The sequence below is a fragment of the Flavobacterium piscisymbiosum genome, from assembly GCF_020905295.1.
GTDB classification, from domain to species: Bacteria; Bacteroidota; Bacteroidia; order Flavobacteriales; family Flavobacteriaceae; genus Flavobacterium; species Flavobacterium piscisymbiosum.
The window spans coordinates 213934-227004 of sequence record NZ_JAJJMM010000001.1; the positions used below are offsets into that span (position 1 = coordinate 213934).

At 34.3% G+C, this 13071-nt stretch carries 11 protein-coding genes; 8 read left to right on the plus strand and 3 right to left on the minus strand.

The genetic code is table 11. From position 1 onward, the window contains the following. Positions 1 to 8: 8 nt before the first annotated feature. The 8 genes from LNP81_RS01085 (at position 9) to LNP81_RS01120 (ending at position 6168) form a co-directional block, all read left to right on the plus strand. Positions 9 to 1490, plus strand: coding sequence for an aminotransferase-like domain-containing protein (locus LNP81_RS01085; protein ID WP_230032800.1), 1482 nt, complete (start codon positions 9 to 11; stop codon positions 1488 to 1490). Positions 1491 to 1677: 187 nt separating this feature from the next. Further along, positions 1678 to 2241 (plus strand): Crp/Fnr family transcriptional regulator, encoded by a 564-nt coding sequence (locus LNP81_RS01090; protein WP_230032802.1) that lies wholly within the window; start codon positions 1678 to 1680, stop codon positions 2239 to 2241. A 65-nt stretch (positions 2242 to 2306) separates the two neighbouring features. Beyond that, complete coding sequence (locus LNP81_RS01095) at positions 2307 to 2633, plus strand: DMT family transporter (RefSeq protein ID WP_121322022.1); 327 nt, start codon at positions 2307 to 2309, stop codon at positions 2631 to 2633. A 251-nt stretch (positions 2634 to 2884) separates the two neighbouring features. Then, positions 2885 to 3274, plus strand: coding sequence for a hypothetical protein (locus LNP81_RS01100; RefSeq protein ID WP_230032804.1), 390 nt, complete (start codon positions 2885 to 2887; stop codon positions 3272 to 3274). A 525-nt stretch (positions 3275 to 3799) separates the two neighbouring features. Continuing rightward, positions 3800 to 4363 carry a DUF6642 family protein gene (locus LNP81_RS01105; RefSeq protein WP_230032806.1) on the plus strand — a complete coding sequence of 188 codons (564 nt, stop codon included), beginning with the start codon at positions 3800 to 3802 and terminating at the stop codon, positions 4361 to 4363. Positions 4364 to 4365: 2 nt separating this feature from the next. Further along, positions 4366 to 5286, plus strand: a complete 921-nt coding sequence (locus LNP81_RS01110) for an AraC family transcriptional regulator (RefSeq protein WP_230032808.1) — start codon at positions 4366 to 4368, stop codon at positions 5284 to 5286. A 70-nt stretch (positions 5287 to 5356) separates the two neighbouring features. Further along, a complete protein-coding gene (locus LNP81_RS01115; RefSeq protein WP_230032809.1) occupies positions 5357 to 5557 on the plus strand; it encodes a hypothetical protein in 201 nt (66 codons plus the stop codon). A gap of 38 nt (positions 5558 to 5595) precedes the next feature. Continuing rightward, positions 5596 to 6168 carry a pentapeptide repeat-containing protein gene (locus tag LNP81_RS01120; protein ID WP_230032810.1) on the plus strand — a complete coding sequence of 191 codons (573 nt, stop codon included), beginning with the start codon at positions 5596 to 5598 and terminating at the stop codon, positions 6166 to 6168. A 141-nt stretch (positions 6169 to 6309) separates the two neighbouring features. On the opposite strand, the gene LNP81_RS01125 is transcribed toward LNP81_RS01120, so the two are convergent. The 3 genes from LNP81_RS01125 to LNP81_RS01135 are packed head-to-tail and all read right to left on the minus strand — an operon-like array spanning position 6310 to position 12943. Further along, on the minus strand, positions 6310 to 7866 hold the full coding sequence (locus LNP81_RS01125) for a DUF5123 domain-containing protein (protein ID WP_230032811.1): 1557 nt from the start codon (positions 7864 to 7866) through the stop codon (positions 6310 to 6312). Between the two features lie 30 nt (positions 7867 to 7896). Then, positions 7897 to 9693 (minus strand): RagB/SusD family nutrient uptake outer membrane protein, encoded by a 1797-nt coding sequence (locus LNP81_RS01130; protein WP_230032812.1) that lies wholly within the window; start codon positions 9691 to 9693, stop codon positions 7897 to 7899. A gap of 16 nt (positions 9694 to 9709) precedes the next feature. Next, positions 9710 to 12943, minus strand: a complete 3234-nt coding sequence (locus LNP81_RS01135) for a SusC/RagA family TonB-linked outer membrane protein (RefSeq protein WP_230032814.1) — start codon at positions 12941 to 12943, stop codon at positions 9710 to 9712. Positions 12944 to 13071: the final 128 nt, after the last annotated feature.

The window sequence follows — 13071 nt, forward strand, 5'->3', positions numbered from 1 at the left end:
TTACAAAAATGGATAGTCCGGTTCAAATTCCTTTTAAAAGTTTCATTCAGCTTAAGCCGGAAGAAACTACCGCTTTGTATTTGCAAATCGTTTTTGAGTTTATAAAAGCGATACAAATTGGCTTACTTCCAGAGGGTACAAAACTTCCGGGAACCCGCATATTATGCAAAGTTTTAGAAGTAAACAGAAACACTTTGATCAAAGCTTTTCAGGATCTCGAATTGCAAGGCTGGATCGAAATTTTGCCCAACAAGGGGACGTTTATATTATCTGAAAAACAACAAAAAAACAAAGCCGATTTTACTGACGAAAGTAAAAATGTTTCAAAAGCAAACGAGGGTTTTACTTTTAAGCATTCTACAATTCTTGAAAATCCAAAAGAAACCAGCGATCTACCGTATCAGTTTAATGATGGTTTACCTGATTTGCGATTGGTACAAAGTGATGTTTTGGCAAGATTGTATGTTTCTAAACTAAAAAACCAAAAAACCACTAAAACCTGGGAACAAATTCAGGCGCAATCGCATTTGAATTTTAAAACCCAGTTTTCTAATTTTTTAAATTTAACGAGAGGAATTCGCATTTCAACCTCGAATTTATTGACTACAAGCAGTCATGAAATTAGTTTGTATCTTGTGACCAAACTACTCATTTCTCCGGGCGATAAAGTGGTGGTGGCTTCTCCGGGATATTATATTTCTAATATGACATTGTCTGACAGTGGCGCACAAATTATCACGATACCTGTTGATAAAGACGGCATCAATACGCAACAGTTAAAACAAATTTGCGAGGAACATCAAATCAGAATTTTGTATTTGACCTCGAATTATCATTATCCAACAACAACTTCACTAAGTGCAAAAAGACGAATGGAAGTTCTGGAACTGGCCAATCGCTACGGATTTGTTATCATAGAAGATGATTACGATTTTGATTTTCATTACGACAATAATCCCGTATTGCCTCTCGCCGCTTTAGATTCAAACGAAAGAGTGGTTTATATTGGATCGTTTGGAAGGTCTCTGCCGGCAGGATTTGGTTACGGATTTATTGCTGCACCATCTGCTTTTATAAAAGAGCTCGAAAAACATCAAAATATTCTCGAGCCCGGAATCGATGTTATAAAAGAACAGGTTTTAACCGATTGGATCAAGGAAGGTGAAGTGCATCGACTTTCGAAAAAAAACAAAAAAATCTACAAAGAACGCAGGGATAATTTTGTTTTATTATTGAAAGAAAAGCTGGAAGGAAAAATCAAATTTCAGGTTCCGTTAAGAGGTTTGGCGATTTGGGTAGAATGGCTGGACAACTTTAATTTGATACAATTGCAGAAACAATGTGCCGCAAATGGATTATTTTTGCCCAAAACAGTTTTATATCAAACCAAAAATCTTACGGCTACCCGTTTAGGTTTCGGACATTTTGATCCATCTGAAATGGAAAATGCCGTAACTATTTTACGACAGTCTCTTGATGCTATTTTATAAATCTAAGTGTTAGATATTTTTCACGCAGATCTAGTAGTTTTTTTTATAAGCCTTTAATTTTATCTAACTCTTTTTTAAGTTAGTAACTCTTTGTCAAAGTCGCAAAAATACTTTCTTGACTCGAGACTGAAAATCGAACAAACGAAGTAAATCTGTGACTTGATTAAATAAAAAATAAAAACATAACATGGAAATAGAGCAAATTCTTGACCTGATATATCCTCTTCCGGAACTTTCAAAACTAAAACTTCAAAATTGCGTAAAAGAAGTCAATTATCCTAAAGGTCATATTTTATTACGTGCTGATAAAATTGAAACCACTATTTATTTTATTCGAAAAGGAATTGCAAGAGCTTATGCTAATCGGGATGATAACGAGGTTACTTTTTGGTTTGGTAAAGAAGGAGATACGGTTTTATCGATGAAAAGTTATGTAGCCAATCAGAAAGGATATGAAGATATTGAACTTTTGGAAGATTGTGATTTATATGAATTAAAATCTGAAAAAATACAAAAGCTCTTTGAAGAAGACATCCACATTGCCAACTGGGGACGAAAATTTGCTGAAAAAGAACTCGTAAAAACTGAAGAAAGACTGATCTCACGACAGTTTCGTACTGCTACAGAACGCTATAAAGAATTACTTACTGATTATCCGCATTTGATTCAGCGGGTTCAATTAGGATATATTGCCTCTTATTTAGGAATCTCTCAAGTGAGTCTGAGCAGAATTCGAGCCGAAATAAAATAGTTTAATTTTTTAACAAATGTAAAATTCCCCACCAATTCCTTTTCTAACCTTTGCAAAAAAAAGATATGAACTGGATTATTTTAATTATTGCCGGCTTATTTGAAGTGGGCTTTACATTGTGTTTAGGAAAAGCAAAAGAAACAACCGGAAACGAAATGTACATGTGGTATACCGGATTTTTAATATCGCTTATTGTGAGTATGGGACTTTTGATGAAAGCGACACAAACTTTACCTATTGGAACCGCTTATGCCGTTTGGACAGGTATTGGAGCGGTTGGAACTGTGTTAATTGGTATTTTAATATTTAAAGATCCTGCTAATTTCTGGCGACTCTTTTTTATTACAACGCTTATTGGCTCTATTATAGGTTTAAAAGCGGTATCACACTAAAATATATTTTTTGGCATATAAGACAAGCGGGTTAGTATAAACTAATCCGCTTTTTTTGTCTGTAATTTACATGTTTTCTTCAAAATCAGGTATTTCTACGTAGTGTTATAAATGTTAAAAAAGCGAATTTTGTTTGCAGAATGTGAAAAACCGTAAATTATTCTCAATAAACCAATATAAATTAGCAAGATATTAAGCTAAAAATTACAAAAAGATACTCATTATATATTTCAAACCTGAAAAAGAAAACCATGAAAAATCTTTGGTGTTGGCGTTGCAAAATGGAAGTTCCTATGCTTGATGAAGAGGAGTATAAAATGGCCTCTAAACTCTATCGTGAAGGTTTTCAAACAGGAAAATGTAATATGACGAGAAAGACGCGTTTTAAAGACTTGCTCGAATATTATAAAGATTTAACAGGATTTGAAGAAACCAATCCTAACGCAATCATGCACCACCGAATCGACTTGTATGGTGCTGCATGTGAGAATTGTTCTAAACCGTACAGAACTCCCAAAGCTTCTTTTTGTGCTGCTTGTGGCAATAAAAGAGCATCTACCATTATCAATTATACCGAAACGCTAAAGGAAGCAGCACCAAAATGGTGGCAGAAAATTTTAATTTTGAACAGGGCGGAATAATCTTTTGTCATCATCAGATTAATGATTTATAAAATAATAAAAATAAATCTTTTTTTCAGGAGCTAATCCCGCTATCTGTTCCAATCTTTTGTGGCGAACACCGCCACAAAAGGATTTTCACTTCTATCGGGGCTAGGGCAATCATTTCCATAACAAAGTTTTATCACAAAGTTTGTCATTTCGACGAAGGAGAAATCTCCATAAGTAACTCCGCAACGAGAATCAAATCTTTGCCGAGCTTCTCGCGAAAATTTCTCCTTCGTCGAAATGACAAAAATGCGAGAATAGATTAATCTACAATATTCAGGAAAGCTCAATGAGATGATTTGTTTCTACGAAATTCTTTATAATATTCCAATCTAATATTCATTTTCACTATTTATTATTTTACAGTCAAACCTAAATTATTTCTTCAATGTCAAAAATGCGTTAAAAAACTTTCCAGATAGTAGTTTTTCGACAATAAAAAATACTTTTGTGAGATAGGAAAAACAAAGACTTATCAGCAACCCGAAACACAATAGTATGAATTACGAAAAATTCATCTTCTGCCTCGAAGGTGTTCCAGACGTAGACGATGACAGAGAAACTTTAGTGGTAAAGAACTTGGAAGAAATTGCTATTGATCAGGGTATTGCCAGTATTTACAAAACCTGCGATACGATTGAAGGTCTTGAAGAAAGTTTGAATGTATTGCTTTATGAAGATCATAATTTTAAGGATTATGAGATCATTTATCTGGTAATGCCAGGTGAAGCCAATACTATTTGCCTTCATGATTACTATTACAGTCTGGAAGAAATAGCCGAACTTTTTGAAGGGAAGATGAAAGGTAAAATCATTCATTTTGCCAACTTGAAAGTATTGGATTTAAATGACGAAGAAGCTCAATATTTTCTAGACATAACAGGTGCGCGCGCCATTTCAGGTTACGGATCTACTTATAATAAAATTGCCAGTTCCAGCACAATCGATAAAGCCTTTTTTAGTTTGTATCAGGATAATGATGATATCACCGAAGTGGTAGAAGAATTGTATCAAAAACATTATGCTTTGTGCAAATTGCTCGATTTTAGATTGTATTATTGAATATGAGAGCAAAGACAATTGAGAAAATAAAAACCTATAGTCCAACAGGATTTCGCGAGAAGTTTCTGGGAGAAGACAATCCTATTCATTTGCTTTTCAAATCAAATTCGGATCATTTTTTCTGTCTTGAAATTGAGGACATGATGCAAATGCAGCATCCTGTTCCACCTTCTAAACATTCTTGTCATACCTTAATTTTTATTTCCTCAGGTCAACATGTTATGAAATTGGGCTATCAGGAATATACCAGTACCGATAACGAAATTATTGTGATACCGGCTGGACAAATTTTCTCACTTGAAAATATTAATAATATACACAAAGGCTATATATGCCAATTTCATCCCGATATTTTAATTGGAAAATACGGCAGCCGCGAAATGATTAATGAATTTGATTTTATGAAAATTTCCGGCAACCCGAAAATCACGCTGGATGTTAACGATGTTACTGATATTACAGCCATACTGAAGCGACTTCACAAAGAATACTCTGAAACCTCGACCGCAAATCTAAATATCGTGCAATCGTATTTGATTACACTGTTTTACGAAATGAATAAAAATTCGGTTAAAAGTGCTAAAAGTATTTCGGCTGCTGAAGTGATTACCAATAAGTTTAAAGAGCTTATTTATACCAATATCAAAACACATCATCAAGTCAATTATTATGCTTCTTTACTCAATGTTACCCCAAATCATTTGAATAAATCTGTCAAGGCCATCACAAACAAAACCGCAGCCACATGGATTGACGAAACCATTTTGTTAGAAGCCAAATATTTACTCTTTCAAACCTCTCTTTCTATAAGCGAAATTGCAATGCAGGTAGGACATGAGGATCATTCTTACTTTAGTAGGTTTTTTAAAAAATATGAAGGAATCACTCCTATCCAGTATCGAAAATTGATTGATAAATCCTAATTATTGCTTGCAGAATCCTATCAAAACGAAAAGCATTTATTGAAATTTGCCAAGTAAAAAAAAGCAAATTATGATTTATGTTTTTAAAACTTCCGTTGATACAAATTCGAAATTAGAATTCGCAAATGCATTACTTCAGGAATTGCTGCCACACGCTTTATGGAATTTTGACCTTGAAGATTGTGATAACATTTTAAGAATTGACACCGAAGACGAAATAAACGAAATGGTTCTAAAAAATGAAGTTTTCGATTGTATCGAATTAGAATAACTGCCTTTTAAAACTCTTTCAAACCTCAACTCACTATTATGGATACTGCATTGCACCAGAACAAAACTTTTGACACTATTGATTACTCTGATCAAAAACTATCTGATAACGAATTCGTAAACTGCGAGTTTATCAATTGTAACTTTTCTAAAAGTGATTTTAGTTCTATCGATTTTCTGGATTGTACTTTCAAAAACTGCAATCTCTCGCTTTCTGTTCTTAAAAATACAGGATTAAAAAACATTAAATTTATCGGCTGCAAATTAATGGGACTCGATTTCAGTGCCAGTAATAGTTTTTTATTTTCGATGTCCTTTCAAGATTGTCTTTTGGACTATTCGACTTTTATTTATAAAAAATTAAAGAAGACAAACTTCATCGATTGCTCGCTAAAGGATGTCGATTTCTCGAATACTGATTTGTCTTTAGCTGTATTTAAAAATTGTGATCTTGCCAATGCTACTTTTCAGGATTGTACTTTAGAAAGAACAGATTTTAGAAGTTCGCGCAATTATGCCTTTGATCCCTCTGAAAATAAAATAAAAAGAACTAAAGTATCTCATGCCGCACTTGCCGGATTATTAGAAAAATTTGATCTGGATATTGAATAATTAAAAAGTTTAAGGTCGCAGTTTCTAATCTCAGATTTCCGTTCTGGATTTAAAAACCTTTGAACTACTTAATCTTAAAACAAAAAAGGGATATAGCCTAAAGCTACATCCCTTTTTTTCTAACTAACACTTAAAAATGAACTATTTTATCCAACGAGGGTCACCCACTACGTTGTCTTTTAAAGTTTGATTACTTATTGTAAAATCGCCTCCCGCAGCATTTGCAAACTGTGGGTTTAATGCACTTCCTGAAGAATCAGATTTTAATGCTCCTGTAGGATTTGCCAAATTTAGAGTAAGAGCATTAAAGTAATTATTATTCGAAAAGGCCGGAGCGTTTGTAGCTGCCTGATTAATATATCTTGCGATTGTTTCAGCAAATATTGAATTACGAACAATGGCTGAATTATTCAAAAATCGAACATACAGTATTTGATATCCACCTGCTGAAATTGTATTTGTAACTTTATAGAATGTACAACCATCAATCAATATATTTGCTGTAAGACCTGTACCAAATGCTGTTGTTTGATCTTCTCTTATGAAGGCTCTTCCGGGAACACAATTATTAAATGTGCTTTTTGTTATAACAATACTTGCAAAATAAGCTGCTCTCGAATCAATAAACTCTCCAGTAGCGCCTGAACCAAAATCAGTAACAATACAATTATCTACTGTAATTGATTCAACTCTTGCAGCGATACCTGTTGGTGCAATAACAAATGATCCTAGATAATTATCAACGATACAACCACTAACTATGATTTTACCATATGTACCAGCTTGATTAATTTTTACAAGATCTCCCTGGGTTTTTTCTCCATCTAAATCCAGATCAATTAAACTTAGACTAGAAGCGCTACTATTTAACGTAAATCTAACAGATAACTTTGGTTTATCACCCGCACGTAATCCTCTTATTGTAATTCCTTTATCTAATATAATTTCACCCTTAAACACCTGATAATCTCCAGGCATAAGCACTAATGTAGAACCTGCAGGAGCCGCGACAATAGCCGCATTTAAATCATCCGTAGGCTTTACTAAAATTCCGGTTCCAATATCTATTCCGGTTTTAAACGGCCTAACTCCTCTTGTTTTAGTTCCATTAAGTAAAGTTGCTGTATAATCAGTTTCACCTGTTAATCCGGTTATAACTGCAACCCCTTCTGTTTTTTCTGCAGGAGTTATAGTATGTACAATATTGCCTGGATTGATAGAAATTTGAGTCACAGTACTATTTGGCGTCCATCTTAAAGTAACTTGTTTAGCCTCAACATCAATATCTTCTACAGGAAATAAAATTTGCTCTGTTAATGTTTTTGCTGTAACAATAGACCATTTAGAATCTGCTGCTCCTGTTGCGCTTACTCCTTTTACTCTGATTGAATAAACTGTTTCTCCTTCTAACGGAATTGTTACAGGAAGTTCTGTCGCTAATACATTTACTGTTTTGTAGATCGTTTTAAACTCAGTATCATCTGCACTAAATTCTACAACATAATGATCTACATCATCTTTTACTGTCCAGTTTAATTCTACTGAGGTTTGATTTCTAACAAAGGCTTTTAGTTCTATTGGAGAAAATGCTCTATCAGCTCCTATGTCTTGCAATACTGCTTCATTGTAGCTTTCGCAACCGGCAACTATCAATAAAAACATAGCCAGCAATCCTTTAAATATATATTTTGCTTTCATAATTATATAACTATAATTTATTAATTGTTATTAGTTTCCAAAAACCCAGTCATTAACTAACTGTCCGTTACTTCCGTCAATAAAGATTTGCCAAATTGGCCAGTATTGTCTTTTATCAGGATTTACTCCGGCTTTATAAAGTGTCGTTATTTTATTATCTTCCAGTTTATCCCAACTTTTTGAAGTATATCCTAAACCAGGAACTTGTGTTTCACCTCGATTTAATCCGTAAATTTCTAATGTAACTTCATCAGCCTTATATTTGTAATACAATGTCGAAGGCACATCAGCATAATCACCTTTACGGGCTTTTAGATCTGCCATTTTAACTTTAGCTTCATCTAATTTTGTTTTTAATAAATTCCAGCGTATAAGAGAATATTTACGTTCCATTTCTCCTGTAAATTCATATTTATTTTCTTCAATAATAGCATCCATCATTGCTTGTTTGCTAGTCAATAAATTTACATAAGCATCTACCTTTACAGCCTGATCTCCGGGAGCAAAAGCCCTGCGACGGATTTCTTTTAGATAAACGGCAGCAGATCCTGCGCCTTCCAATTCGTTAGCTGCTTCTGCCGCTATCAAAAGCACTTCTGCATAACGCATGTAAATTTTATTTACACCATCGTCACTTGGCGCAAATACGATACGGTTCATCCATTCAAAACGATATTTACCAAAATACCAGGTCTGTAAATCTGTCAGTTCCTGTTTCGCCTTATCATTTACCGCTGTACCCCATTTATAAGGAACGCAGGTTACATCTCTACGGGTATCTGCCTGATCGTAATCATAAAAAACGAATGGTAACGGGCCGTTAACTCCTCCTTTATTAGTTCCCATTTGCTGAAACTGATCTGGACTATCATGTCTAACCGCAAGTGTATATAACATTCTTCCTCGAGTATCTCCAAAAGGTATTTCCCAAAGAGACTCTCCCCCAGCCACTACACTTTCCTGATTGTATTTTCTCCACAACCCTTCAAAAGTTGGTTCTAAATGTGCTGAACCACTTGCTATAACAGAACGGCATTCATCTAATGCTAACTTATACATATTATCAACTGAAAGTGCAGGATCTGAACTTCTTCTAACTCCATCAGGATATTGTTGAAAACCACTTGCCATCATTGCCAAACGAGCTCTCAAACCTTTTACAAAAGCTTTGTTTACTTTTTCTGTACTCGCCGTTGCCGAAGTTTCATTAGGCCATGCTACTAAAGTTGAAGCTTCTCCTAAATCAGCGATTAATTGTTTATAAATTTCATCACGATTAGTTTTAGGGATATAAATAGTTGCGCTGGAAACAGGCTCAAAACGAGCAGGAACATCCCCCCAGTTTCGTACTAAATCAGCATAATAAATGGCACGTAATGTTAATGCTTCTCCTAACAGTTGGGCTAATTGCTTATTAGATGTCACATTACCATAGGTACGTAAACCTCTAATACATAAATTTGCACGTTCTATTCCCTCATACATCATTGCCCAAACATTTCTTGCGGCATTCATTTCTGTATTATCAGCCTTAGCGTTATAAACCACCAAATCAGATTTTACGTTATCACTAGATGAAGCTAAAAGCCACTCTGTATCTGTGTTTAATCCCTGATAAGCTAAAAGCCTTCCTCTGTATGAATCTGTTTCTCCAAACGATACTTTTATTCCATCGACTGCACCTTGTGCTAATTCAGCATTAGAAAAGATAATTTCGTCACCTAATGTTGATTGGGCCGGAGTATCAAAGTATTCATCGCCTAAATCCTGGCAAGAAGTCAGTAAACCTGAGATCAACAATCCTGCTATTATTATTTTATATTTCATTTTGATAAATTTTAAATTAGAAATTAAGGTTTAAACCAAAAACCAGTTGTCTGCTGCGTGGGTACGCTGAATAATCAACTCCAGGTGTTAGTGGTGTTTTTCTTCTTGTAGACACTTCAGGATCAGGACCAGAATAATTTGTAATTGTAAAAACATTTGTTGCTGTAAAATAGAATCTTAATTTACTTACTCCCAATGCAGATGTAAGTGCTTCAGGTGTACTATATCCTAACGTTAAAGTATTCAGTCTAAAAAAAGAACCATCTTCAACAGCCCAGTCTGTAAACATGAATTTTTGCATATAAGGAGACCACATTGTGGTATTAGCATTTAATGCCTCAAGGTCAGTTGGATTTGTCACTAATTGCCCTGACTCAGGATCTAAATTGGTCCATCTTTTGCCATCTGCCATTTCAGTGCTCAAATTTTTATACTGTCCATTTCTGTTTGATGTTGAAAACTCAGCTTTATTGGCATTATATATGTCGTTTCCTATACTCCAGTTGAAAGCAGCAGAAAGATCAAAACCATAAGCATTTGCATTAATAACTAAACCTCCCGTACTTTTAGGATTAGAATTACCAATAATTGTCTGGTCTGATGCAGTAACTTTATTATCAGCAGAACCATCTGTATTTTTCAACTTCATCATACCCGGCTGTACAACACTACCAATAACGCTACCAGCATCAGCAATACCTGATTTTAAGACATACTTACCTCCAACATAATCAAAATCTGAAACTTCATATCTTCCGGCACTTTGATAACCGTACATTAACCCCATTGGAGAACCAACATTTACAGCATAATCATTACCAATATCTGTTGACGCCCAGTTCGTGTTCATTCCAAAATTATCCATTACTCCAAGAGAGTTAATTCTATTTTTATTAACACCAATATTTACCGAAAAATTTAAACCGAAGTTTTTCTTTTCGATCGCTATAAAATTTACAGTAGCCTCAAAACCTGTATTTTGTGTTTCACCCATATTTCTGTATTGGGTCTTATATCCTGTACCTCCTACCGGAAATTCTATCAACAAATCTTTAGTGACATTTTTATACACATCGAAAGTTCCGTTTAAACGATTTTTGAAAAATCCAAAATCAAGACCAATATCCTGCGTAACGGTAGTTTCCCATTTTAGATCTGGATTTGCCAAAACACTAGCCGGAGACCAATAACTATCGAAACCATTCATGTAAGCATTCGTACTAGACATATAACTCTGAACCGTTTGCCCTACAGGAATATTATTATTTCCTGCCTCACCATAGCTTAATCTTAATTTAAGAAGACTCATCCATGAAGTATCTTTCAGGAAACTTTCTTCAGAAATCTTCCACGCTGCTGCCGCTGCAGGGAAATATCCCCAACGATTATTGCCTAAAAACCTGCTTGAACCATCTGCACGAAAAGAAGCAGTTAACAAATAGCGATCTTTCCAATCATAATTTAAACGTCCAAAAAATGACAATAATTTATCATCAGGACTGTAAAAATTATCTACAGAAAATGGAGTTCCCTGCGTTGTTAATTTTTTTGCCTGATCCAGATCGAAGAACTTAGGATATTTTAAAATAGTTGTCGTTACATTATTTGAAGTGGTTGTAATCATTTCCTCACCCAAAAGTGCTGTCAAGTGATGATTTTCTCCTAAGATATTTTTAAAATCATAATTTAATGTATTGGCATTTCTAAAACGTACATCCTTACGATCACTCATCACCATAGCCGGCATTCCTGCTCCAACTTTAGCAGTACTTGAAAAATAGGTAGATGAACCATAGAAACGGTAATCTGAAGAATTATAATTATCCAATCCTAAATCACTTTGAAACTTTAGATTTTTAGCCAATTTCCATCCAAAGCTCCCTAATAAATTATAATTTTTTCTCGTTTGCTGACGATTATTATCACTTACAGCTAAAAATGGATTCACCAAATAACTATTCACACTTTGATCATCATTATCAGTAGTTAATCCTGGCATTGGTACCGGAGAATAACCTACACTATGTCGCAAACGACTATCAAGAGACGAAGATTCATTTTGATCATTGGCGCCACCACCATTTATTTGAGTATCAGAATAACGTACTGTAAAACCAAGATCTATTTTGTCACTTGCTTTATTTTTCAAAGCCAGGGATAAGTTATTTCTTTTATAATCAGAACCAACCATAATTGCTTTCTCATCATAATAAGCATAATTAAAATTATAACTAAGTTTTTCATTCCCTCCGCGAATTCCTAAATCACGACTGCTTACTTCACCACGACGACCGTAAATTTGTTTTTGCCAGTCAGTACCTTTTACTCCGTTATACAAATCATGATCCTCCCAATTACCAAAATATTTGGTATATGAACTTGGGTTTTTCGCAATAGTTTTATCCGATTGATCAAGCAAAGCATATTCGTATTGCCATTTTACAAAATCATCTACAGGAAGAACATCAATATCATTAGCCATTGTTTTCATACCATAAAACATATTAAAACTAACAGCCATTTTACCATCTTTACCTGTCTTAGTGGTAATAATGATAACACCATTTGCTCCTCTCGATCCGTAAATTGCGGTAGAAGATGCATCTTTAAGAACAGTCATCGATTCAACATTAGAAGCTGCAATATCGCTCATACTATTTACAGGAAAACCGTCTACTATAATTAAAGGTGAAGCATCCTGTGTTAATGAACCACCACCACGTATTCTGATTTTAATATTTGCATCCGGAGAACCTTCACTTGAGGTAACCTGAACTCCAGCTATTCTTCCTGTCAAAGCTTCTGCAATATTAGAAACTGGAACTTTTTTTAATTCATTTCCTGAAATTGAAGAAACAGATCCTGTTAGATCTGATTTTTTTACTGTTCCGTATCCAACAACAACTACTTCATTTAATGCATGTGAATCTTCTGCTAAGACAACATCTAATTTTGTTTTGCCAGACACAGCTAATTCCTGCACTTTGAAGCCTATATACGAGAACGTAACTATTGCTCTCGGATTTGAAAGTTTTATTTTATAATGCCCGTCAAAATCTGTAGAGACACCATTTTTTGTTCCTTTTTCTAATACATTAACACCGGGTAAAGTCAATCCTGCAGCATCTACAACTGTTCCTTCAAGTATTACTGTTTGAGCATTCATTCTGTTGCCCGTGAGTAAACACAATAAGAAAACAACTGCAAAGCAACAATTTGTTCCTTTGTTAAATAAATCTTTAAAATTCATGGTTGATTGTTTAAGTTATTAATAGTTTATTGTTTTTAAGTGGTTTTTTTAGGTTGTAATTTATTAAGCTTTTTATTTACTAAAGGTTATCCTTACTGAGAATAATACTGCTTTTAATTTTATAAACA